We start from the raw sequence: 23,726 nt of genomic DNA, 5'->3' as shown, positions 1-23,726 counted from the left end.
ATGTCTAACGAGCTGAAACCTAATAACCAAGCACGCACTAACCAGACGTCGGATAAACCACATACTGGCGTAATCGCGTGGTTTGCTAACAACTCTGTGGCAGCGAACTTACTGTTAGTGGGCGTGATTATCATTGGTGTGTTGTCGCTTAACACGTTACGTAAAGAAGCATTCCCGAGCCTAGAACCCGATGTTGTCACTGTTTCAGTGACTTATGACAGTGGTGACCCTGTTCAGGCGGAAGAAGGGCTTGCGATTAAGATTGAAGATGCGTTAGAAACCGTACCGGGCATTAAGCGTATTACGTCAACTTCCGACGCGAATGGCAGTCACGTTTCTATTGAAAAAACGAGTACCTATGATCTTGATACCCTGTTAACTGACGTTAAAACCAAGGTTGATGCGATCAATAACCTGCCTGCAGGCGCTGACAATCCTGTGATTGATAAGGCTCGCATGCAAGATCACGCCTTATGGGTACAGCTTTATGGGGATGCAGATCGAGCAACGTTGCAGAGCTTAGCGGATCAACTTAAGTCAGACTTGTTGAGCCAATCGGCGATTCGTGACTTAGAGATCAAAGCCAAAGCTGATCCTATGATCTCGGTCGAGGTTGATGAGAACAAGCTCCAAGCTTATGGATTAACACTGACTGACGTTTCTGAAGCGATCAATGCGGAATCTTCTGCAGCTATTTCGACCAGCCTTCGCAATGGTGAAAAAACGGTTCGTTTGAAGGTATCTGAACAGGCGTACGAACTGCAAGATTTCAACGCGATTCCGGTGATGACGACCACTGATGGCACTCAAATTACATTGGGTGACATCGCTAACGTTGAAGACATGTTTGCCGATGACACCTTCATGCTTTCTCGTTACAACCAACAGAATGCGATGGCGATTCAGATCGTGATGGATGAGTACGGAGACGTCGTCAGCATCGTTGAACAGGCTCAACAAGTGGTGGAGCGCTGGGAAAACACCAACATGCTGCCTAATGATGTCGAGATTGAAACTTGGTACGACAAAAGCACCATGATCAAAGACCGCTTGAGCCTGTTGGTGAAAAACGCGCTCACCGGTATTGCTTTGGTGTTCATCGTGTTAGCGGTATTCCTAAACGTGCGTGTCGCTTTCTGGGTGGCTGCAGGTTTACCGTTTGTATTCTTTGGCACCATGTTTTTCATGACAGATACCTTCATGGGCTTAACCATCAATGAAATGACGACCTTTGGTTTCATTATGGCGCTCGGAATTGTGGTCGATGACGCGGTGGTGGTAGGAGAAAGTATCTATTCCACACGCAAAGAAGATGGGGACTCGATAGGCAGTACCATTCGTGGGACCATGAAGGTGGCGTCACCAACTATATTTGGTGTGTTAACGACCGTCGTTGCCTTTTTAGCATTGGCCAATGTTGAAGGTAAAATGGGGCAGATTTATGCTCAATTTGGCACCGTCGTGACTATCTGTTTGTTATTGTCTTTGGTTGAGTCTAAATTCATTTTGCCATCACACCTCGCACACATTAATACCAAGCGCAGCGACAAAAAGGGGCTGTGGGCTCGTGTTCAACATGCTGCCGATACTGGGCTAGGTTGGTTTAATAAGCGCATCTATTGCCCTGTGATTGAATGGGCGCTAAAGCTGCGTTATGCCGTGGTGATGGTTTTCTTGTCGCTACTAATCTTAGTGGCCGGACTACCAATGACAGGCGCGGTTCGCGTGGCGTTTTTCCCAGATATGCCGGGCGACACTGTGACTGCCGACATGTCGATGCAAAACGATGCGAGTTTTGGCCAAACCCAACAAAACTTATTAGTACTTGAAGCGGCGGCGACACAAACAGATGAAACTTTGAGAGCGCAATACGGTGCTCAAGATGAAGCATCGGAACTGCTGAGCCTTCAGGTTATCGCCGATGCTGATGATTCTGGCCAAGTTAAAATTGAATTAGATAGCGACAGTGTTTACACATCGAACGAGTTTGCAGATGCGTGGCAAGAGACTGTTGGCCAAATGGAAGGGGTTAAGAAGCTTAAAATATTGTCTAAAATGGAAATGGTCGATAACTTCAAAGTCGAGCTAAAAGCGTGGAATGAAGAATCAGTTTCGGCAGCGGGCAATGAGTTTTTAACCAAACTTCAATCGATTGATGGTGTGAGTGGCATTGATCATAACTTGGATCTGGGTGAGCCTCAGTATCGTTTCGAATTAACACAGCAAGGTCGCGCGTTAGGCTTCGATACTGCAAGTCTTTCACAGCAAGTGCTGCAGGCGTTTGGTGGTGACATCGTTCAGCAATTCCAACGTGGTAAAGATGAGGTGAAAGTCCGCGTTCGTTACCCAGAATCGGATCGTCAAACCATTGCCGATATCAAGCAATCGAGCGTGAGAACCAACGACGGTACCGTGGTACCTTTGAGCACAGTCGCTAAAGTATATTCTGATTACCAAGTATCAGAGATCACACGCATTGATAGCCAGCGTGCGGTGTACATCAGCGCAGTATTGGACAAAGACGTGGTTGCACCTGCTGAGCTGGTTCATCAGCTGCAAGAGACATTAGTACCGGATCTAGAAGCGCAATATCCGGGACTAACGGTCGACTTTGCAGGCGAGACAGAAGAGCAAGAAGAAACGGCTAGCTCGATGATGAGCATGTTTGTACTCGCCATGATTGCTATTTACACGCTGCTTGCTATCCCGCTGAAGTCTTACATTCAGCCAGTAATCATCATGACAGCGATTCCATTTGGTATTGTTGGTGCAATTTTAGGGCACTGGTGGAATGACTTAACAATCAGTATCCTATCGTTAAACGGTATTTTAGCGTTGAGCGGTGTGGTAGTGAATGACAGCTTGTTGTTGGTTTCTCGTTTCAATGAGTTAATCAAAGAACAGGGCAAGTCGGTTCACGATGCGATTGTTGAAGCGTGTTCTGGTCGACTAAGAGCGGTGTTGTTGACATCGGTTACCACGTTCGCAGGTTTAACGCCATTGTTGAGCGAAACGTCTTTACAGGCTCAGTTCCTTATTCCAGCGGCTGCTGCGTTAGGCTATGGTATTTTGTTTGCTACGTTCATTACGTTGATTTTGACTCCAGCGTTATTAATGATTCAGTGCGAAATTAAGTCACTGATACTTAAAGTGACTCATAGAGTTAAAGGCGTTGAACAAACCGCTTAATAAAGGCTAGGCTAGATGCTATTAAGACTAAGATGATATAGCTTGGTGGCATCTAGGTTAAATACATTTGGATTAAGGCTCGCTGGCTTACTCTCAGCGACATTAGTCTTAGCGGCATCAGTTTTATTCACTAACAGTTACCCCATTACAGGGAATAATAGAGGTCGTCATGATGGCAGAATCCGTCACTAATAAACTCACAGATAAGCTTCAATTGCTTTTGGTTGAAGACGACCTCGATTTGGCGACGGCTGTCATCGATTACCTCGATTTAGAAGACATCCAGTGTGATCACGCAGCTAATGGTTTAGCAGGGCTCCACCTTATCGAAACCAATCGTTATGACGCGGTGATACTCGATCTCAATCTACCCAAAATGAACGGTCTGCAAGTGTGTGAAAATCTTAGAGCACAGGGTATAGACACACCCGTATTGATGTTGACGGCGCGTGATACGCTTGATGACAAGCTGACGGGTTTTTCAAAAGGGGCTGATGATTACTTGATCAAACCATTTGCGATGGAAGAGCTGATTGTTCGAGCGCAAGTATTGGCCAAACGACGCAGTGGTCAGGTTAGTCGCTTATCGGTGAGTGATTTGGAGATCGACCTTAAACAACATCAAGCTTATCGTGCGAACTCACCTCTCAAGCTTTCACCAACGGCACTCAAAATCTTAGAAGTGTTGATGCGCTCTAGCCCTAATCCTGTTTCTCGCGAGACGATCATGCAGAGCGTGTGGGGCGACGACCAACCTGACAGCAATAGCTTGAAAGTTCACATCTTTAATTTGCGTAAACAAGTGGATGCAGAACAAGACAATAAGCTACTGCATACTATTGCGGGCAAAGGGTTTGCGATTAAGGAGTTACGACAAGAATGAAGATCAGACCAAGTTTAAGAATCTACGTTTTGTTGGCGATTCTGGTTACAGGTGTCACGACGATTCTGGTTCTGTCTGCATTGAGCGTAAACTACTTTATTTCCGGTATGGATGTCGCGATGCGTGGCTCTATGATTGCTCAAGCTCAGCAAGACGCGGTGAAACCAGGCAAGCCGATGACCAACCAAGAATTTACTGTAGCGACGCAATGGAGTGACTTGCCACAAAGTATTCAAAGCAACCTCAAGCAGGATGAACTTCAGTTCAATATCATCACTAAAATGATTGTTGGTAAATCCATCTTCTCGCCACCTAAGGAAGGATATTTTGCGATGAAGGTAATGAAAGACGATGAGACTCGTTATGTTTCTGCGGTATTTACTCAAAGGCAAGATCACTTCATCGACAACGATGCGCTTCCGCATTTTGTCACGATCCTATTGACTGGATTAGCTGCAATTATCCTGTTTTTTATCATGTTAATTTTGATATTGCGGAAAGTCGCATCGCCAGTTGAACAACTCAAAAATTGGGCTAAGTCGTTAGACAAAGACAACCTTAATGAACCCACTCCCGATTTTCATTTCAGTGAGCTGAACACCTTGGCTAACATCATTCGTGATAGCTTAAGTTCGGTTCAAAGCAGTTTAGAACGAGAGCAGAAGTTCTTGGGTTACGCGAGCCATGAGTTACGCACACCTATCGCTGTGACAAGAACCAACAGTGAGCTGTTAGAGAAGCTGATTCAAAAAGGTAAGAGCCCAGAAAAGCAACTTGAAGTGCTAGACCGAATTAAGCGTGCGGGTTTCACCATGACAGACCTTACAGAGACGTTGTTGTGGCTAACTCGACAACAAGACAAAGACCTGCCTCTGGAAAACATACATCTTAGCGATATGTTGCAACAGATTAACCACGACTTAACCTACTTACTGAGTGGAAAGGCTGTGATTGTGAACCTTGAAAGCGACGATACGCGCTGTGAGTTACCCCTGGGACTCACCCGAATTGTATTGACCAACTTGATTCGTAATGCCTTCCAACACACAGGAAGCGGCACTGTCGATATCGTTCAAGTAGGTTCGAAAGTCACCATCGTCAATCACAATACCGACGGTACGGTAGAAGACAACCATCTCGGCTTTGGTTTAGGGCTAGAGCTCACCGAGAAGCTGCTCGCGCAATATCAATGGCAATACCATAACCAAGAGCTGGCTGGTGGCCGTGAAGTGTGGGTGGATTTCTCGTAATGCACTGGCTCGATCGTTGGAAGGTGTATCGCTATCATCGAAAACAGACTAACCGCTCGAATGGCGACAAGGCTAAAGCTTTAGGTTGGACTAGTGAAGAGAGTCAATTGTGTCGCTTTGAAGTGATCGCTCGTTCGGCTGATTTCGAAAAGAAGAGTGTTTTAGATTTGGGTTGTGGCTATGGCGAGTTGTTTGAACTGCTCGACAGCATTTATCGAATTCAATCTTACACCGGTGTTGATCAACATGCAGGCTTTCTAAAAAAGGCTAAGCTGAATTACACAGAAGACCGTTGTCAGTTTTTGTCGGGAGACATGAGCAAAATGAGCCTTGAGGCGCATGACATTGTTATCGCTAGTGGTTCACTGAACTACATCTCTCGTGATCCTGACTATCTGACAAATATGATTACTCGTATGTTTGAGTTGGCGAATCAGACGGTGATTTTTAATCTTCTCAATTCAAACCAATATCCTTCACGTAATACTTTGATGAGTTATCACCCTCAAGGTGTCTATCGTTTCTGTAAAACGCTCTGTGATGATGTCTCTCTGATAGAAGGCTATGCAGAAGGGGATTTCACGATAGTGATGAACAAAGCCAAGACAGGGGCTTGATGTCGTCTTTATCTTTACGCAGGTTTTGATATTAACAACTTTTGATACGAGTACTGACGCAGCAAACAGTAAAAAGCCGCAGGCCTTGAAAGGTATGCGGCTTTTTGGGTTCTATGACCAACCTAAGTATCTAAGATCAGCCTAGGTATGCTGCTAGTTCTTCGGTGGTTGGTTTTTAATAAGTCCGTAAGGGATGTTAGTAAACACCTTAGGGTTGCCTTCATAGGTCGGCGCTTCATTCACTTGCTGCCAATCGAGTAGCATGATTGCTAGCACGTTGCGGTGTTCACCGTACTCAAGATCAAAATCACCAGTGATAGAAGGGATCATGCCTTGTTTCTCATCGATAGAAGCTTGAATCGCGAGCCGAGTCTTTTCGACAACCGGGTCATCTTCTAAACCTGCCAGTAAGAAGGTTAATCCAACCTCAGCAATCACATCCTCTTTCGCACGCAGCAGAATCGTATCGATGTTTTCTCTGAAGTAATCGTAGATCCATTGATGATCTTGCTCGCTCACTTGATGCTGATAGTACTCGGAATCGCCAAAGATGACGTGTGTCATGCCATAGAGTTTGTTGCCAAATTGCTGACTTGAAAGCTTCTTATCTTCATCGTCTGGGTATGCTTTTTTGAAGGTTTCGACAAACTCATCAACGACATCTTGTTCACCTAATTGGCGCAGCCAGTAGACTTGATTGGCGAGTTGAGCCGCCCACGCTTTCACCATGTCTTCGTTGGTCACGTATCGTGAAAAGTCATAGCGACGAATGATCTCACGCAGCTTAGCATCGTTCTTGTGCTCTAACCCGTATTCATTGGCACGCGCCATAGAGCCAAGGAGATCAACACCAAGATAAAGGTATTCTGGCATGTGCTTGGTGATGTTGTAACGTCGAACACTGCGTTCATCGTTGTCGCCAACATAAGAAGCAACGCGCTTCTCTGAGTAGAGTACGATTTGTTCCATGGTATGAACGTCATTCGACAGGGTGCTGAGCTTACTTGCCACTCGTGCCATGTCACTCCATACCGCAGCAGAATACTTATCGTCTAATGTTTGGCGATACATGCGCAGCCCGTAATGACCTTCTTTGAATGCAGGCAGAGTGTAAAGCTGGCTTTCGTAGGTCGTACGAATGAGGTCTGCAGATTGTTTGAAAGGTTGTTCATGAGAGTTGAGAGAATCTGCTTGGGTTTGAATACTCGGTACATTTGTCGCCAGAGCGTTCTCTTGTGCGTGAACAGCGACCGTAACTGAGGCTGATAGTAATGTGCACAGTGTAATCGTTTTTAGCTTCATGTCGTGAGGTACCAAGCTGATTAATAGTCTATGTAAAATAACATCGATGAATCCATTAATGTAAGGTTTGAGTCAATACAATGTAAGCTTTATAAGGTTCACTAACCCTTTTTGATTAATCAATTAGTATAACCAACAGACCTGAAGTGATGAATGGCACAATATTTGATAGATAGTAGACGTTAGTATAGATTTTTAGTGACTTAGCGGCATACTGGAGCAATAAGCCAGAAATGAGCCGTTATAAGGCAGTATATAGAACAAAAGTGTTAGAGGTTCGTAAATGCCAAGTGGTTCTAGCAAGCAGTGGTCTGCTAAGGTTGTATCTTTTCTTTTTTTCCTTGCGATAGTGAGCTCGATTGAGTTCTTTCACGCCAAGCAATTAACTTTTCTTAAAAATGAATCGTATTCTGAGGGAAAAAAACAATTATCCATTATTCGTTCTCGGATCGAAGCCGCGATCGTGTCAGATATGTATATCCTCAACAATTTCTCGACCTTAGTGACCATCAACCCTGATGGTGAGGTGAAGAATTGGGACAAGATTGCTGAGAATATCATTCAAGATGGCTTCCATATTCGACTTATTGGGCTCGCCAAAGACGACATTCTAAACTTTGTTTACCCTATGGAAGGCAATGAGCAGATTCTTGGTATTAATTATCGCGATTATCCCAACCAATGGGAGTCTGTTGAGATAGCCCGTAATCTCGGTAACACTTTTATTGCTGGGCCTTTTGAATTGTTTCAAGGTGGTCAAGCCCTCATTACGCGAACTCCGATCTTTCGAGACCCACCTTTTAATCAAGACTATTGGGGTGTATCCAGTGCTGTTATTGGCTTAGATGAGCTGTTTGAAGATGTCGGAATTGGGAAAATCGAGAACAAGTACGAACTCGCAATTCGCGGTGCCAACAGTTCGGGTAAAGATGGCCCTGTTTTTTATGGCACCCAGGATGTGTTCGATAATGCGTTTGCCACCGAGCAGGTGAGCTTTCCTTACGGTGGTTGGTACCTTGCTCTCTCCGGTAGTGAGCATGTATTGATGGACGTGCCTTGGTATCGAGTTCAAGCGGTAAGGCTGGTGGGTTACTCCATAATGTTAGTGCTAGCGATTGCCTTTATGACTATTTATCGCCTGTATCTAATTGCTGATAGCCGTTCTATGCATGATGAGCTCACGATGTTACCGAATCGTCGATACTTCATGTACAGCCTCAAGCAGGCATTTAAAACCACTCAAAAGCAGAGAGCGAGAACCTTTGCGGTTGTCAATATCGATCTGGATGGGTTTAAAGCGATCAACGACACGTTTGGTCATGCGGCCGGCGATCAGGTGTTAGTTGAATGTGCCAAGCGTATAAAGAGTGAGTTGCGCGGTTCAGACATCGTGGCAAGGATAGGAGGTGATGAGTTCTTAGTGTTATTGCCACGCATCATCGATGATCAACATGTATCGTCGATTGTGGCTAAACTTCGTAAGGTGATATGTACGACACCAGTGGTCTATGAGACTCACTCAATTTATCTTCGAATCAGTGTTGGTTGGGTTATTCATAACAATAACTACGATGATGTCGATGCACTCTTGAAAGCGGCTGATGAAAAAATGTACGAACAGAAGCGGCAAGTTATGTAGGTTGAATTGGAGCTGTGATTAGAATTTAGTTGCTGAATGTGGGGAAAAGCCTCAGAATACCGCGCTTTGCTCCTTATCAATCCAATTGATGAGCGAAAGCTGTAGCAACGACTTCTTTCTGCGCGTTGCTCATACTAAATGTTATTCAACTGAGAAAATAATCTATGAGTTTTACCTCCCTGGGCCTTTCTGAACCGATCCTTAAAGCTATTGAAGCACAAGGTTACGATAAGCCATCACCAATACAAGAGAAAGCCGTACCTGCTGTCCTAACGGGCAAAGATGTTATGGCCGCTGCTCAAACAGGTACAGGTAAAACTGCAGGCTTCACGCTACCTATTCTTGAAATGTTGTCAAAAGGCCCTCGCGTACGTCAAAACCAAGTACGTGCGCTAGTGCTAACACCAACCCGTGAGCTTGCTGCGCAAGTAAATGGCAGCGTAGTGAAGTACGGTATTAACTTACCTCTTACTTCTACGGTGGTGTTTGGTGGTGTGAAAATTAACCCTCAGATGCAAAAACTGCGTAAAGGTAGTGATGTACTGGTAGCAACACCGGGTCGTCTACTTGACCTATACAACCAAAATGCTGTGCGTTTTGATCAACTAGAAATTCTAGTGCTAGATGAAGCTGACCGCATGCTAGACATGGGCTTCATTCGCGATATCCGTAAGATCTTGGCTTTTCTACCTAAGAAGCGCCAAAACCTACTGTTCTCAGCGACGTTCTCTGATGATATTCGTGGGTTGGCGAAAGGCTTAGTCAACAACCCAGTTGAAATCTCGGTAAGCCCTGCAAACTCAACGGCACCAACTGTTGAGCAAAGCATCTACCCAGTAGATAAAAAGAAAAAAAGCGCAATGCTAGCGAAGCTCATCAAAGATAATGATTGGCGACAAGTGCTTGTGTTTAGCAAAACGAAACATGGCGCAAACAAGCTTTCACACTTCCTTGACGAGCAAGGCATCTCAGCGGCTCCTATTCATGGTAACAAGAGCCAAGGCGCGCGTACTAAAGCCCTAGAGAACTTCAAAACGGGTAAGGTACGAGTATTGGTGGCGACTGATATCGCAGCGCGTGGTATCGATATTCCGCAACTGCCTCAAGTCGTGAATTTCGACCTTCCAAACGTATCAGAAGATTACGTTCACCGTATTGGTCGTACTGGCCGTGCTGGTGAAGTGGGTAAAGCAATTTCATTGGTTTGTGCTGATGAAGTGGGTGAACTGTTTGGTATCGAGCGCCTTATTCAGCAAGTGCTTGAGCGCCGTGAACTTGAAGGTTTTGCACCTGTAAACAAGTTGCCAGAATCTCGTTTGGATTCGCGCCCGATTAAGCCTAAGAAGCCGAAAAAGACACGTGAACACTCTGATGGTCAACGTTCTGGCGAGAATGCTCGCGGGCACAAACCAGCAGGTAAGAACAAGCGTCATGTTTCTGGTTCAGGTTCTGCTCCTAAACGTAAGCCTAATGCGAACAAGCCGAACTCAGGCAACAAAGCTTCTGACAGCAACTCAACAGTTGCGGGTGATGATAAATCTTTAAGAAATAATGGCAGTAACTATAAGCGTGGTAATGCGGCAAACAAGCCTTCTACGAATAGTTCTGGTAAGCCTGCTGGTGCAGGTAAACCTAAGAAGTCTGGTTTCGGTGGCGGTAATGGCTCGAGCAAACCAGCAGGTAATAAGCCTACAGGTAACAAGCCTTCACCATCTAGAAGCCGTTCTAAGCCTGCACCTCAGAAATAGTAGCTCTTTGGTAGACCAAAAGGTTGATAAGGTAGCTTTGTAGCGGTTCAGCAACGAGAATTACTTTTTAAGAAGGTTCTCGTTTATTAGCGAATTTCTGCAATTTAACTCGAATAAGCGCGAATATTGAATTTCAATGTTCGCGTTTTTTTATGGGTATTATTTGGGGAATTAGAAGTGATTTCTTGGCCGTAAAAACGACTGAATCAAGAAGAAATACGCTATTGAGAGGAAAGGTAATGATTCGTTAATGATTTATTAATAACAACATAATCACTAGCGTTTTTGTGGATCTTTGCAATTTGCAATTCCAGTTTGCAAAACAAGCAGGGATTTACGGCCAATACGTGTTCAGATGCTTAGTAAATACGTGTTTTAAAAGTTGGCACGCATGCTGCATTAGTAATGGTGACCCTTCTTAAGCCGAGGGTCACCTAGCCAACTGACGTTGTTAGTGAACCCATATTGTTCACACAAAATATATAACCAATCACCTTTATTGTGGTTGGTTTTTTTTTGCCTGAATTTTGAGTTCTACTTGTTGGTTTTACTTTTTTACTCACCACACTTCGAGTAACAGCTTGGTTGGCGAGGGCACTCTCCACCTCTGGAGCAGATAAGCCTAGCCTCTGTCTCAATCCCACGTTCAATCCAATTTATATTTAGAATCTTGGCTATTGTCGTGAGATCTTTCTTGATGTTACGTGGGATTACCACAGAGCCACCATTGTTAACGCATGACGCCTTAAGCTGCTCTGCAATATCTCTTGAATTACCGCCTTGAGCATCAATCGCTGGGTTTAAGTCTATACCAGCACACAACACACGATTGTTACCCGCAGGATCCGTCATATTGATGGATTCACAGCAATAGATTCTTGGCTCATCTCCTACATTCAAAATGGAGATCTGAGCTGAGCTACCCGCCCGAGGTTCTGATAATCGACGGAACACTGCCCAATGTTGACATGGGTCGGCGACCGTTCTCATATTCCCCCAAGGCAGTGGAATCCCGTTCCCGCGGTATACCGCCTTGAGCTTCCCCGGCCCATAAGCATCAAAGTAGTGCCAGTGAGGGTAGGGCGATACTACCGTCATTCTACGCATCGCAACAGAGGGGGAAACCCCCGCTCTCTTATGAACGTCTATTTCGTAACCTGTGCGGTCAAGCAGCTGTCTAAACGGGACTTTCGGGCACAGAAGAGCTCCAGCAAAGAAACTGGATTCAAAGTCTCGCCACGCTTGCAGAATGTCTTGAGAGTTCAGCTGTGAAGAGCCTGAAATCTGGTTGTCATCCCATGTGTTATTGTTACCGACCGACAACACACTCTTTAGGCCTTCTTTACTATGCAGAATGCAATGGCCGATATAAACCGAGAGATCGTATTTCAGACGAGTGGGGTACTCTTTGAGAATTTCGTTTAAAAAGATCGTACCGGGAGGCTCAAAGAATGAAGTAACCAGTTGCTTGGCATTAATTCCTAGCTCATCAACCACGTCCTGCGGCGTGCGCGTAACCCAGCGGATGTTAATACCAAGGGTTCTAGCGATGTCTATAAGGTCTTCTACGCTCAGGTTAAGACGTTTTAGGCCAACCTCCTCTGCGGCGCGCTCAAGGTCAGGGAAGTGGTTCTGGTTGCTTTCTTGGTGTGCCCTAATCAAGAGGTGAGCAAACTGACGGCCAGAGATCCCCGTTTGTGACAGCATTTCAGGAATCGCAATCTGCAGGATGTCGTTGGAGAAAAGAAAGCTAGGCTCGAGTGCCATGCCACTTATCCCACCACGATTCCCTTTGTCAGGTGCAATGGCTTGTTGTTCTGATTCGTCGTCGAGGAACCACGTTGGGGTCTTCTGAAAAACCTGCGCAATCACTTCCAGCATGTCGATGCTTGGCACACGCTTTCCACGTTCAATCATTGAAAGGTAAGAAACGGAAGGTGCGTATTCTGGGTTGATTCGAATACAACGCGCAGACAGATCTTCCATCGTTAAATGGTTACGTTTTCTTAGGTTACGTATTTTCGTACCTAGGAAATGAGACTGACGAACTAAACTTTTTGACAAGGCCATATTTGTAAAATTCACATTGTAAAATTTTTGTTGTGAAATTGTATGTAAAAAAGCGCTAATCTACAAACTAAGCAATTCACAAAATGACAAATAAGTTAAACGTTAGTTTGGAATAATTGCTCTAGGACACATTTTTGCTGTAGAAATCGGTGGTTATCACCGGGCTAGTCAAGAGGGAAAGACTATGAATATGCTTACATTCGATAAAACAGAAATCCAAAAACAATCAAAACCATTTATCGCTGAAGCTGTCTTTGCCGTGGAGACAATCAGTGCCAACCAGCAAACAGAGAAGCAAGTGAAAGCAAAACAGCTACTTGATCGACTGTTCCCACTAGAGAATGGTTCACATCAAGACGTAACCAGCTACGTAGTTGATTATCGCCATATCATGGCTTACTTTAAAGATGGTCAGCACAGCGGCCTAAAGCACCCTAAACAGTTTGTAGCGTACATGGGTGAGAAGAATGACCCAGACTCTATCTTGTTCCGAGATGGCAGTGGCAGTCACTTAGAAGTGATGTTTGGATGTCATAAAGGGACGGGGTGTATTGAATTGGTAGAGATCGATGATATTCAGTTAGAATCATGCACCACGTTCGGTCAATCGCCAGTAGAAGCAACGACCACAATGCGCGAAGAGACCATTGCAGCAATGCGCCACTGGATCAGTTTGATTCAAGGTGATGCAAAGGGCAAACCAAAGGCATGCAGCGAAGATAAAGAGTTTAGAGCAAAGAGTGGTGAAGATTACTGTCTGAATTACTGCTATCAACTTTAGTCGCATGAGATAAGGTTTGGAACGCTGAAGGGTTTGAACCCAGTAAGTACTAAGCCGATATACATAGCCAACGAAAAAGCCCCAAAGATTAACGTACTAGTTAGTCTTTGGGGCTTTTTGTTGTTCTTTTTTAAATGTATATCAGTTCGCGTTCACGGGTTCTTATTGAGCAGAACCAGCTGTGAAACCTTAAAGAGGCATGACTCGGTTGCGGCCAAGTGATTTCGCTTCGTAAAGTAGCTTATCAGCTCGTTCGATCAGTGATTGCGCCGACTCACCGGGCTCAAGTTCAGCGACACCAAACGATGCGGTGATACTGCCGACTTGTTGACCACTGCGACGATCTTTAATAGACAGCTTTTCTAGAGAACGTCGATTAGTATCAGCGAGCTGACGAGCAATACGCAAAGACTTGTTTGGCACGATGAGTGCGAACTCTTCACCACCAAATCGATACGCAGAAATACCTTCACGGCAACTTAACTTCAGCTTGCGAGCTATCCCTTTAAGAACCATATCCCCAAACAAGTGGCCATAGGTGTCATTGAAATTTTTAAAATGATCGATGTCGAGAAGAATCAAACACAAAGATTCTTTCGCTTCACACAAGGTTTCTATATCACGGTCGAAAGAGCGACGGTTATAGAGTGTCGTTGTACTGTCAAAGAGCGCATCTTTCTGCACTTCTACCAATTGGGTTTTAAGCTTGGAAATTTCTGATGTAGCAGAGTGCAACTGAGAATTTAGAAACTGAGTAGAGTGACGAATATGACGAGACTCAGAAACCAACTGACGAACCAACGACATGACTTCGTCGATCGATAAACTTTCATTATCAACACGAGCCAAATCCTCGAAGCTTTGATCGATCATATCGGAGAAAGCTGAGGTATCGGTGAGAGTATCATTCATTGAATTCGAAACTTCAGAAACTAACAGTTCTAGGTTAGCGCGAAGATCGTTGATATTGGTTTCAGATTTGCTCGCAACGTAATTGTTGTAAAGCTGTTCACCAACGGCTGGAGGACAAATGCCGTAGTGTTCTAAAATACCATCCATGTCTTTAGTTAGCTGTGGGATAGCATTATCGACATAGGTGTACCAAAGTGCGTAATTTGCAGGTGTGGTAGACACTCTGTTCTTCATCATAAGAGGTACCGCTTTTTTTAGATTAGCGGTGGATTTCTGGAATTCGTCTTTTTTCATTATTTTTACTGCAGATACCAAACTAACTCAAGCCACTTGTGGACAAGGTTAGCGGATTTCGGAGGTCTTTGCTTTAAAAATTATATGATTAATAGATGAGGATTGGATAAATAACTCATTTTTATTATGAATATCGATTGCGTATTCATAAATGGTGTCTAATGGATTGTTCTTTAACCATATTTTTGGTTATTCACTATGGAACATAAGTTGAGTTTTGTATTAAAACCTTAGTTCGGGAGAGCACTGTGATTTCAGAATCGATTGGAGAAGTAACTCGATTGAAGAAGTAACCCAGAAATTTGAATCGAGAGAGGGAAAGGATGAAAACATTTATGAGCAGATACAAAAAAGCGCCGATAAAAATCAGCGCTTTAAAATTCTTTTTAGCTAAAAGCTAATTATTGAGCAACAACGTTTGCTGCTTGTAGGCCTTTTTGACCGTTTTCAACTTCGAAAGAAACCTTTTGGCCTTCTTTCAGAGTTTTGAAACCTTCTGAAGCGATTGCACGGAAGTGTACGAATACGTCAGCACCGCCGTTGTCTTGAGAAATGAAACCGAAACCTTTCTCTTCGTTAAACCATTTTACAGTGCCAGTATTTGTGTTAGACATAATTTGTCCCTTATTCATAAATTTTCTAAATTGTTGATTGCATTACTGCAATGCGCTGATAATTGAATTATTTAATGTTGCTAAGAAATAAGGAAAAACTACTTACAAAAACGGGTAACGATTTTACATGTCATTTTTTACTATTCATCTAACTTAAATAACTCCGGCTAACAGAGCGAGTGCATGTTAACACAGTCTTTCCGGTTGTACACTCATTGATTGAGAAATCAGCGAGTTTTTTTGTCATGTTGTATTCGTTAACAAAACCACCTGAAATAGCTGATAGTTTTATAAAATCACACGCAGTGACAAAGTAAAAAGGAAGCCTAAGCCTCCTTTTCATCATTAGTATAGACGATATTATCGTTTGAAGTTGATATCTTCAGTTTTATCTAAATTAATTTTTGTTTTCGCCGGCTGAGTCTCTGCGATTACCTTGCCGTGGCGGATAGAGTACTGCACTGGTACTTGGCGGCGCACGGCATCAAAGCCATCGTCAGCAGGAAGAATTAGCAGGCTTCCTGGCTTACCTTCCTCAATACCGTAGTTGTCTTGGATGTTCAATGTACGAGCTGAGTTCTTGCTGATTAAATCAAGAGAGGTGTTGATTTGGTCGTAGCCCATAACTTGTGTTACGTGTAGTCCCATGTGCAAAACTTGAAGCATATTCGCTGTACCCAGCGGGTACCATGGGTCAAACACATCATCATGGCCGAAACACACATTGATATTAGCCGCTAGCATCTCTTTAACACGAGTCACACCACGACGTTTCGGGTAGTCGTCGAAACGGCCTTGTAAGTGGATGTTCACTAACGGGTTTGCCACGAAGTTAATGCCAGACATCTTTAATAGACGGAATAGGCGAGATGCGTAAGCACCATTGTAAGAACCCATTGCTGTAGTATGGCTTGCCGTTACCTTATCACCCATGTCGAATTTATGAGCAAGGGCTGCCAGGGTTTCAACGAAGCGAGATTGCTCATCGTCGATTTCATCACAGTGAACGTCGATCAAGCAGTCGTACTTGCGTGCAAGCTCGAACGCATAGTGCAGAGATTCAATACCGTACTCACGAGTGAATTCGAAGTGAGGGATAGCACCAATAACGTCAGCGCCGATCTTCACAGCTTCTTCAAGCAATTCTTTGCCGTTAGGGTATGAAAGAATGCCTTCCTGAGGGAATGCAACGATCTGGATGTCGACCCACTCTTTCATCTCTTCACGAACTTCAACCATCGCTCGTAATGCAACTAACGTTGGATCAGATACGTCAACGTGGGTACGCACGTGTTGAACACCGTTAGCAATCTGCCATTTCAGTGTTTGTTTCGCACGAGACTTTACGTCTTCGATTGATAACCATTCTTTACGCTCAGCCCAACGCTCAATACCTTCAAACAAAGTACCAGAGATGTTCCAGTTAGGTTCGCCAGCCGTTTGCGTAGTATCTAGGTGAATATGCGGTTCACAGAAAGGAGAAACTGCAATGCCACCTTCAGCATCAAGGATGTCACCTTGATGATTGACTGGTGCGTCATTATCGAGAATGCGAGAAAATTGACCATTTTCAATCAGGATTTGTTTCAAGCCGTCTTGGTCTTGAAGCTTCGCGTTCTTGATTAATAAGGTTGTCATAGTGTGTCCTTAAGCGGCCTGAGATTTCAGAGCGTTTTTATTCAATAGAGGGTTAAGCACGAGGTAACTGATTGCACCACCAAACACGGCATTCAAAGGAACGATGCCAGGAAGGAAGTGACCGGCGGCTACGCCTGTTGCTACCGCGATAATGCCAGCCCAGTTAACGGTTTGGAACTCTGCTTTTGCAAAATCTTTGTAACGTTTACGGTTCGCAAAGAAGTCGGCGATGATTACGCCACCAATGGGTGGAATTGCCAGCGAAAGGAAGGTTAACCAGCCGACGAAGTTGTTGTACAACCAAAGCGCGAAAATCGTACCTACGATACCGTTAATGATAGACATTGTAGTACTTGAGCGACCTGTGATGTTAGATAAACCAAGACCTGACGCATAAAGTGCGTTTTCATTGGTTGTCCAGATGTTCAAGCCTAGAACGATGATGGCTGGAAGAAGTAGTCCTTGTGCAATCATCACATCTGATATGTCAGAGAGACCCGTCGCTGCTGCACCTGCCGCGCCGAAGATAAACATCAGTGAGTTACCGATGAAGAATGCGACCATGGTAATTAACACTGCGCTCGCTGGCTTTTTACCAAAGCGAACGAAATCGGCAGTTAACGTACCCGCACTCACGAATGAACCGACAACCATTGCTAACGCCATTGAGAAGTCCATTGGTGTCTCAGGCTTAATCAGTTGTAGCTGTTCTAGCCCGCCAACACTGTCTACCGCAGTCAGTACTGAGTAACCACCCAGAATTGCAATGGCAGGAACCGCAATCGCTGAAAGCACCATGAGTGCTTTAATACCGAAGTACACCGTACCCGTCATCAACAAGCCTGATACAACAATCAAGGTGTTGGTATCAATGCCCGTGGCTTTCTGCACCGGAATGGCAAACATTGCCACGCCCACACCAAACCAACCGACTTGTGTACCACCAAGTAAAGCAGAAGGAAGCCATGAGCCTTTAGTACCGAAAGAGAAACGAGCAAGGAGGTGAGTAGAGAGGCCAGTAGATGAGCCGATGTAGCCAAGAAAAGAAGTGTAAATACCGAGAATTAGGTTGCCGATGAGTACGGCGAGGAAGAAATCGTTGAATGAAAGGCCTGTCCCGAGTGAACCACCTGTCCACATACTTGCAGAGAAGAAAGTGAGTCCAAGCATTACCATGGTGAGTGAAGCAACTCCTTTCCTAGCCGATGTAGGAACCGGCCCAAGACTGTAGTTATTATCAGCAGCCATTTTTTACCTCCGCAAATGATCAAAATTAAATTTAACGGTCGCCGTATTGCAGGCAAACGTGCGCATTATGGTGATATAAATCACGTAGTCAATGCTAATTTTGTCAATAAAAGCGGTATGGAATCAGTTGTTGAACTAAAAGCAATATAAAACATAAGGTTATGTTTTGTATTTTTTTAATTAAAATAAATAGAAAACGTTTTCTATAACGCATCAGGTATCTGTTGATCATAGTTGGCTATGAATGTTGATTATTATGTTTATGAATGGGTGTCTGTATATTGGGCGGGCGATATTTCTTAAATTGCAGGCAAAAAAATGGCCAATCGCAATAATCGCAATTGGCCTATATATGTCGTGAACAAGAAAGGTTCACTAACAACGTCAGTTGGCTAGGTGACCCTCGGCTTAAGAAGGGTCAATATATACTTTGCAGTTAGTGTGCCAACTTTTAAAACCACGAAAAACGGCGGTTTTATAGCAATCTGGTGCGTATTTAAGCGTTTATTTCGCGTTTTAGTAATGGGTGGTTGCATTTTGCAATCGCATTTTGCGATCCAGTGTGGTTTAGTGGAGGGGAAAATAGATAAAAGAGAATGTTGAATGTTGCTTAAATTCTCATTTTTGATGGCTACTTCTGAAGTTTAGATCCTAGAAAGCCCGTGCGATCTGAGAAAGTACGGGCTTTGTATTGTTGCATCTAAGAGAAGTATTAGATGGAGTAGAAGAAGTACAATTGAGACTTCATTCGAATGATGATTCCTCGTATTACGTCTAGGAATGCCATAAAGCTAGTTGGCTTCTCACCGCTTACCCAAGCTAGTCCAACAGAGCCGACAGGAATATCGTAGTCTTCCGCTTCGTTAATTTTTAAGCGAACAAAGTGATGCTTGTTCTGAAGGTTTCGACCTGTGGTTACACGAACCTGTTCATCAATACCTAATAAGCTAGCTTGTGCTTCACCTGTTGCTTCAACAATGCCTTCAACGGTTGCTGAGAATATTTTTCCTGGGTATACCGCAGTAGCAAATTCTGCGGGCTGGCCCACTTTAATATTACGAATTGCTTGGTGATTGACTCGCATCAACACGTACTTTTCTTCGGTATACATCTGGATACGAGGCATCATTGAGACTCGTTGACCCTCACGAAGGATAAAGTTCGTAACAAAGCCATCGGTCGGCGCTGTTACTTTGGTGCTGTTAAGATCCCATTGTGCTTGCGCCAGTGTTGCCTTGGCAGAATCGACCTCTGTTTGTTTCTTGCTAACGTTGGTTTCAGCTTTGTGGATGTTTAATTTCGCGCTCTTGGCATCGACTTCTTTTTTACTGAGTTGAGATTCCAGCGTGGTGACATTGTGAGTCGCTAAGTCTACCTTCGCTGTTTGTTGGTCGATGTCAGTTTCAGTAATCGTATGTTCTACGACGCTATTTTGTTTCTGGTAACGATCGAGAGTCTTAGATTGCAGTACTAAGTCCGTCTTTGCTGACTCTATCTGTGCAATAGAAGTTTTAATGTCTTCAAGCGCCGACTGATAGCTAATTTTAGCAATGCTGACTTCTTGGCGAGCAGTGTCTAAAGCGACTTCCGTTGATTCAAGTTGAACGCTTGCTTTGTCTCTCGCAATTACATACTTGGTGTCATCAATTTCGTAAAGAAGTTGCCCTTCAACCACATCTTGGTTTGGGCTGATGTGAACCTTGGTGGTTTTCCCTGTGACTGCTGTTGAGTCTGGACGTAATTGAATGTGCGGAGACTGGACAACTGAACCACCCGAGAGATCCATAGGAGTGAAGTTGATTAATCCAACCCAAACAAACATTAACCAAGACGTGCCCCCTAGATAAGCAAACGCTTTGGTACCTTTGTTCCAAGGCATACCTACCAATCTCAGTAAGTAAATGAACAGTGCCCAAATAGCTAAGCCTTCTAACATGCTGGGTTCTCCTCATTTTTATCACTGTGATCTGGTTGAACGTCAGACTTTGTCGGCGCTTTCCAGGTGTCTCTCAGATTGATGATCGCTTTTTCCATATCAACAAAGGCCAAGATGACAGCGAGTACCCATACCCAGTGCCAGATAAAACCAATCCAAGTTAATGCGGTGATTAAGCCGAGTTGTTGGTGCTCTTTGCTGTGAGCTTTATTGATTGGTAATTCATGCACACGCCAGAACCCGTAACATGCAGCAGCGATAGTTGCGATCAATACAACGCCTGCTACGACGTGTAGAGCGGTATCGGCGCCGGTTCCGACAAATGGGACACTTACTAAACTCATTGATAAATCCTAAGTTAAATGATGCACCGAGTGTGATGGGTGTAGGATTTGCAAGTTGTAAATTTACTAATTACTTCGATAATGCTATCTATATGATTTGATCTGTCATTGAATTTATAAAGGTCTGCCATTAGTGAGTAATTGTAACTTCTTAAGAGCATTAGGGATTTTGGGAATCTATCGGCACGCTGTGACGAATCCTATGGTTAATGCGGACAGTTTGGGTATTCCGAAGTCTGTATTTAATAATTCAATGAACCTTATTCCAGTTAGTGAAGTCGACAAATGGTTTGGCTTGTTGGAATTACAAACCAATGATCCGGATATCATTTTGAAATTGGCTGATCGAGTTGATATTGAAAGGTTAGGCCCGTTAACTAATTGGTTTTTTTCAGGGCATGATCTTGCTTCGACGATCCGTAGAGTCAACATCGGACTTCATTGTTTGCAGTCGGGTGCTTTCTTATACGGCGCGCAGGTAGGGACAATGATTAAATGGTGCTACGACAACCCTGCGTACTCAGAAACGGGGAAAGTGCATGACTCGATAAGAGTCGCAATTTTCATTATGAAGATTTTACGTCGATATTTAGGGCACGATTTTAAACCTGTAGCAGTATCAATTGCGGGCTACCGAGATAACGTCGATCTTTACCAAGAGTATTTCGGCTGCACGATTCAATGGGGGCAGCCGCGCACAGAAGTTTGGATCCCTAGTGAATCGAGGTTATCTATCAATCAGTCGCCATCGAACAGCAAAACGAATCTGGCGATGAACTTTCATGACCTAGACAATTATCTCAATATGCCGGACGCAGAAGATGAGTACAAGGTCGTGTACGAGATGATCAATTACAGCCGTCATTTTGGGTTGCCAACTTTGCATAAAGTCTCAAGCTTACTAGGATTATCGGAACAGCAGTTCCAACGAAAACTGCACAAAGCTGGCGTTAATTTTTCCACGGTTATGGGCTATACGTTGAGCAATGTTGCTGTTGAGTTATTGTATTCGGTGCCGATAGAAGAAGTCGCGAAGAGATTAGGTTATACCAATGTGGCGAGTTTCAACCGAATGTTCAAAAAACACCGAGGCTTGACTCCTAAGCAGTACATTGAGCGCTTAGATCAATAACTGTGAACAGAGCACTCTCGATTCACCCTTGCGTACATAAGAAGGCAGTTCCTTTAGAAGATACTGCCTATTTATTTAAGCTCTGCTTGTTTTTTTTAGCTTGTAGTTTTCGTACCAGTAGCCAAGTGTGTAAGTACAAATGATGATGTCTGTGATGGCGAATGGAATAAAGCTCGCATTCAAATGTGCTGTTTCTGGGTTGAAAAAGTTACTCACATATAAGTAGACCATGAATAATTTTTCAAGAAATGAATAGAGAACAATAGGTTCGCGCCAGCTAGGTTTAAATGCTGATAACGCAATGAAGAAACCCATTAGTCCAACCATGATGCCCCAATGACGAAACAAAAATACGTAGTTTGAATCGAAAGGCAGGTTATTTATATCCATGAGAGCCCATGCTGGGTCGATAGCATAGATGCCTGCATACATGGTGACTATGCCACCAACAATCAAAAATGGTTTGAGGTATTTATTAAAAAACATCGAATTGCCTTATTTCATTGAAAAAATATTGATTTCTACACGACGGTTACGCGCTCGACATTCTGCGGTTGATTTTCACAAACAGGATAGCGTTCACCGTAGCCTTTCGTATTAAATCGGCCATTAGGTACTTGTTGGTTTACCAGGTAATCGCCGACTGATTTAGCTCGTTTCTCAGATAAAGTTTGATTGGATATATCGCTACCCTTGCTATCCGTGTGACCAATGATCTCTATGCGCGTATCAGGGTATTCGCCAAGTACGATAGCGATGCCGTTAAGGGTGAGTAAATAGAACTGTCTAGTCGGTAATATTCTGTTTCAAATCCGAATCCCCAATGGTTACATTAGAGCGCTGTGTGGCCTTACAGGGCAAACATGCCTAGATATACAAGAGCCAGTAGTTGTGGTCTTTTGTTCATTATTGCTATACCAAATACCTATATCTTGGATGCGATCTTACTAAAGTGGCCGGCTAAAACATGCAGTAAGATCTACTGCATTTGACGCATTCGAACGCTTGTCAACGTACTCAGCTTCTGAGGATGGCGTTAGACAATGCTGTTTGGGTAACGCTATACGAATTGTGTGACGCTATGCTGTTTAGGTAACGTTATACTGATTGCGTAACACCATGCTGATTGTGTAGCGCCATGCTAATTGCCTCAATACAGTGTTCATAAAGAGAAGTACGGTGATTTTTTTCTAGATAGTAAACCGCATGACTTCGTGAGTTCGGTATGTAGTCTTTTAGCCAACTAGGTTGATGAAAAGCCACTCTATGTTTCGCCATGCTCGACGATAGATTTTCGGCAATAACAAGTAAGTCGGAATGTTCCACTAGATTTGTCAGAACTGACATGCTGGCCGAGCGATACTGAAAATCGAAAATGTCAGGATAGTTCTTCTTTAGTTTTGCACCGTAGTCAGGAAGACCAGGGACGAAAATACCGCCACATGGATAGCTCTTGAACATATCTAACGAGCAGTTGGTTTGGCATATAGGGTGATCGAGTCGAGATATGATTACGGGTTGGCTAGGAGTTAATGGTACGGCACGAATCGCTTTACTTGTATCTGTTGGGTGAAAGTTAATCCCAAGCTGTACACGTTCATCTAATATGTCTTGTTGGGTGTCATCATCCCAAATCGTAATATTCAATCGTAGTTTAGGAAAGTGGTTGAGCATAATTGAACTGGTCAATTCATTGGCAATCGCTTCTAATAAAACGCTAGATACAGCAATTGTTATTTCACCATCAAATGTTTTCGGATCGGTAAATAAATCACTAGACAGTTTTTCGTCAAGAAACTTTATTTGTTGTTGTAAGTTATCCCCTATAACCTCCGCTTTTTGTGTTGCATGTAATTTTGAACCTGAGCTATAAAACAACTTATCACCCGTATATTCTCGTATTTTACTTAGAGTTTGGCTTACTGCCGATTGGCTAATTCCTAAATATTCAGCTGCCTTTAAAGTATTCCTGTATGTATAAACAGCCTCGAATACACGAAGATAATTCAGATTTAATAGGTTGTTATAGCTACTTTTCATGGTGTTTATTTTCCTAAATAAGATTTACTAATTGTCGCTATAAGTAGCGCTATTCAGAACCTTTATTTACTCTCACGGCATTCCAATTA

Annotated in this window: 19 protein-coding genes; 8 read left to right on the top strand and 11 right to left on the bottom strand. The window is 43.7% G+C overall.

Annotation, left to right across the window (positions count from 1 at the left end; all coding sequences use genetic code 11):
- From M4S28_RS25400 to M4S28_RS25385, 4 genes are all read left to right on the top strand, one after another.
- Positions 1-3,189, top strand: coding sequence for an efflux RND transporter permease subunit (locus M4S28_RS25400; protein ID WP_249633222.1), 3,189 nt, complete (start codon positions 1-3; stop codon positions 3,187-3,189).
- 172 nt (positions 3,190-3,361) lie between these two features.
- Entirely contained in the window at positions 3,362-4,072 is a 711-nt protein-coding gene (locus M4S28_RS25395; protein WP_249633773.1) for a response regulator transcription factor, read from the top strand.
- Complete coding sequence (locus M4S28_RS25390) at positions 4,069-5,322, top strand: sensor histidine kinase (RefSeq protein ID WP_249633221.1); 1,254 nt, start codon at positions 4,069-4,071, stop codon at positions 5,320-5,322. Before M4S28_RS25395 ends, M4S28_RS25390 begins: the two co-directional genes overlap by 4 nt.
- Positions 5,322-5,939 carry a class I SAM-dependent methyltransferase gene (locus tag M4S28_RS25385; protein WP_249633220.1) on the top strand — a complete coding sequence of 206 codons (618 nt, stop codon included), beginning with the start codon at positions 5,322-5,324 and terminating at the stop codon, positions 5,937-5,939. Before M4S28_RS25390 ends, M4S28_RS25385 begins: the two co-directional genes overlap by 1 nt.
- A 153-nt stretch (positions 5,940-6,092) precedes the next feature.
- Here M4S28_RS25385 and M4S28_RS25380 read toward each other — a convergent pair whose 3' ends face one another.
- The gene (locus M4S28_RS25380) at positions 6,093-7,241 is read right to left on the bottom strand and encodes a DUF3541 domain-containing protein (RefSeq protein WP_249633219.1); all 1,149 of its coding nucleotides are present in this window, start codon (positions 7,239-7,241) and stop codon (positions 6,093-6,095) included.
- Between the two features lie 283 nt (positions 7,242-7,524).
- Here M4S28_RS25380 and M4S28_RS25375 point away from each other — a divergent pair, with 283 nt between their 5' ends.
- Both M4S28_RS25375 and M4S28_RS25370 read left to right on the top strand, forming a co-directional pair.
- Positions 7,525-8,880 carry a diguanylate cyclase gene (locus M4S28_RS25375; RefSeq protein WP_249633218.1) on the top strand — a complete coding sequence of 452 codons (1,356 nt, stop codon included), beginning with the start codon at positions 7,525-7,527 and terminating at the stop codon, positions 8,878-8,880.
- Between the two features lie 164 nt (positions 8,881-9,044).
- Entirely contained in the window at positions 9,045-10,628 is a 1,584-nt protein-coding gene (locus tag M4S28_RS25370; protein WP_054543020.1) for a DEAD/DEAH box helicase, read from the top strand.
- Positions 10,629-11,183: 555 nt separating this feature from the next.
- On the opposite strand, the gene M4S28_RS25365 is transcribed toward M4S28_RS25370, so the two are convergent.
- A complete protein-coding gene (locus M4S28_RS25365) occupies positions 11,184-12,614 on the bottom strand; it encodes a DUF3612 domain-containing protein (protein ID WP_029222687.1) in 1,431 nt (476 codons plus the stop codon).
- Between the two features lie 268 nt (positions 12,615-12,882).
- On the opposite strand from M4S28_RS25365, the gene M4S28_RS25360 reads away from it, so the two are divergent.
- Positions 12,883-13,479: an aldolase/citrate lyase/malate synthase family protein gene (locus tag M4S28_RS25360; protein WP_054547138.1), complete on the top strand. Its 597-nt coding sequence runs from the start codon at positions 12,883-12,885 to the stop codon at positions 13,477-13,479.
- Between the two features lie 189 nt (positions 13,480-13,668).
- Here M4S28_RS25360 and M4S28_RS25355 read toward each other — a convergent pair whose 3' ends face one another.
- The 6 genes from M4S28_RS25355 to M4S28_RS25330 all read right to left on the bottom strand — a co-directional run bounded on the left by M4S28_RS25355 (position 13,669) and on the right by M4S28_RS25330 (position 20,465).
- The gene (locus M4S28_RS25355; protein WP_102501515.1) at positions 13,669-14,685 is read right to left on the bottom strand and encodes a GGDEF domain-containing protein; all 1,017 of its coding nucleotides are present in this window, start codon (positions 14,683-14,685) and stop codon (positions 13,669-13,671) included.
- A 401-nt stretch (positions 14,686-15,086) separates the two neighbouring features.
- The gene (gene cspE, locus M4S28_RS25350; protein WP_004730009.1) at positions 15,087-15,299 is read right to left on the bottom strand and encodes a transcription antiterminator/RNA stability regulator CspE; all 213 of its coding nucleotides are present in this window, start codon (positions 15,297-15,299) and stop codon (positions 15,087-15,089) included.
- 360 nt (positions 15,300-15,659) lie between these two features.
- A complete protein-coding gene (locus M4S28_RS25345; RefSeq protein ID WP_249633217.1) occupies positions 15,660-16,937 on the bottom strand; it encodes a cytosine deaminase in 1,278 nt (425 codons plus the stop codon).
- A 9-nt stretch (positions 16,938-16,946) separates the two neighbouring features.
- Positions 16,947-18,185 (bottom strand): cytosine permease, encoded by a 1,239-nt coding sequence (gene codB / locus M4S28_RS25340; RefSeq protein ID WP_104215501.1) that lies wholly within the window; start codon positions 18,183-18,185, stop codon positions 16,947-16,949.
- 712 nt (positions 18,186-18,897) lie between these two features.
- Positions 18,898-20,121 (bottom strand): HlyD family secretion protein, encoded by a 1,224-nt coding sequence (locus M4S28_RS25335; RefSeq protein WP_249633216.1) that lies wholly within the window; start codon positions 20,119-20,121, stop codon positions 18,898-18,900.
- Positions 20,115-20,465 (bottom strand): MFS transporter, encoded by a 351-nt coding sequence (locus M4S28_RS25330; protein ID WP_249633215.1) that lies wholly within the window; start codon positions 20,463-20,465, stop codon positions 20,115-20,117. The genes M4S28_RS25335 and M4S28_RS25330 overlap by 7 nt, the downstream gene beginning before the upstream one ends.
- 133 nt (positions 20,466-20,598) lie before the next feature.
- On the opposite strand from M4S28_RS25330, the gene M4S28_RS25325 reads away from it, so the two are divergent.
- Positions 20,599-21,597 carry an AraC family transcriptional regulator gene (locus M4S28_RS25325; RefSeq protein ID WP_249633214.1) on the top strand — a complete coding sequence of 333 codons (999 nt, stop codon included), beginning with the start codon at positions 20,599-20,601 and terminating at the stop codon, positions 21,595-21,597.
- 75 nt (positions 21,598-21,672) lie between these two features.
- Here the strand turns inward: M4S28_RS25325 and M4S28_RS25320 are convergent, their stop codons facing one another.
- From M4S28_RS25320 to M4S28_RS25310, 3 genes are all read right to left on the bottom strand, one after another.
- Positions 21,673-22,083: a hypothetical protein gene (locus M4S28_RS25320; RefSeq protein ID WP_249633213.1), complete on the bottom strand. Its 411-nt coding sequence runs from the start codon at positions 22,081-22,083 to the stop codon at positions 21,673-21,675.
- Positions 22,084-22,118: 35 nt separating this feature from the next.
- Complete coding sequence (locus tag M4S28_RS25315) at positions 22,119-22,310, bottom strand: OmpA family protein (RefSeq protein WP_249633772.1); 192 nt, start codon at positions 22,308-22,310, stop codon at positions 22,119-22,121.
- A 385-nt stretch (positions 22,311-22,695) separates the two neighbouring features.
- Positions 22,696-23,637: a LysR family transcriptional regulator gene (locus M4S28_RS25310; protein ID WP_249633212.1), complete on the bottom strand. Its 942-nt coding sequence runs from the start codon at positions 23,635-23,637 to the stop codon at positions 22,696-22,698.
- Between the last annotated feature and the right edge of the window lie 89 nt (positions 23,638-23,726).

Source organism: Vibrio sp. J383, assembly GCF_023503985.1.
Classification (GTDB): domain Bacteria; phylum Pseudomonadota; class Gammaproteobacteria; order Enterobacterales; family Vibrionaceae; genus Vibrio; species Vibrio splendidus.
Note: the sequence above shows the minus strand (reverse complement) of the source record. Positions and strands in the feature narration are given on the sequence as shown.

Coding starts and splice junctions, on each gene's coding strand:
- M4S28_RS25370 (WP_054543020.1), top strand. CDS start 9,045: ATGAGTTTTACCTCCCTGGGCCTTTCTGAACCGATCCTTAAAGCTATT.
- M4S28_RS25385 (WP_249633220.1), top strand. CDS start 5,322: ATGCACTGGCTCGATCGTTGGAAGGTGTATCGCTATCATCGAAAACAG.
- M4S28_RS25380 (WP_249633219.1), bottom strand. CDS start 7,241: ATGAAGCTAAAAACGATTACACTGTGCACATTACTATCAGCCTCAGTT.
- M4S28_RS25365 (WP_029222687.1), bottom strand. CDS start 12,614: ATGGAAGATCTGTCTGCGCGTTGTATTCGAATCAACCCAGAATACGCA.
- M4S28_RS25335 (WP_249633216.1), bottom strand. CDS start 20,121: ATGTTAGAAGGCTTAGCTATTTGGGCACTGTTCATTTACTTACTGAGA.
- M4S28_RS25395 (WP_249633773.1), top strand. CDS start 3,362: ATGGCAGAATCCGTCACTAATAAACTCACAGATAAGCTTCAATTGCTT.
- M4S28_RS25345 (WP_249633217.1), bottom strand. CDS start 16,937: ATGACAACCTTATTAATCAAGAACGCGAAGCTTCAAGACCAAGACGGC.
- codB (WP_104215501.1), bottom strand. CDS start 18,185: ATGGCTGCTGATAATAACTACAGTCTTGGGCCGGTTCCTACATCGGCT.
- M4S28_RS25330 (WP_249633215.1), bottom strand. CDS start 20,465: ATGAGTTTAGTAAGTGTCCCATTTGTCGGAACCGGCGCCGATACCGCT.
- cspE (WP_004730009.1), bottom strand. CDS start 15,299: ATGTCTAACACAAATACTGGCACTGTAAAATGGTTTAACGAAGAGAAA.
- M4S28_RS25310 (WP_249633212.1), bottom strand. CDS start 23,637: ATGAAAAGTAGCTATAACAACCTATTAAATCTGAATTATCTTCGTGTA.
- M4S28_RS25390 (WP_249633221.1), top strand. CDS start 4,069: ATGAAGATCAGACCAAGTTTAAGAATCTACGTTTTGTTGGCGATTCTG.
- M4S28_RS25320 (WP_249633213.1), bottom strand. CDS start 22,083: ATGTTTTTTAATAAATACCTCAAACCATTTTTGATTGTTGGTGGCATA.
- M4S28_RS25400 (WP_249633222.1), top strand. CDS start 1: ATGTCTAACGAGCTGAAACCTAATAACCAAGCACGCACTAACCAGACG.
- M4S28_RS25375 (WP_249633218.1), top strand. CDS start 7,525: ATGCCAAGTGGTTCTAGCAAGCAGTGGTCTGCTAAGGTTGTATCTTTT.
- M4S28_RS25355 (WP_102501515.1), bottom strand. CDS start 14,685: ATGAAAAAAGACGAATTCCAGAAATCCACCGCTAATCTAAAAAAAGCG.
- M4S28_RS25360 (WP_054547138.1), top strand. CDS start 12,883: ATGAATATGCTTACATTCGATAAAACAGAAATCCAAAAACAATCAAAA.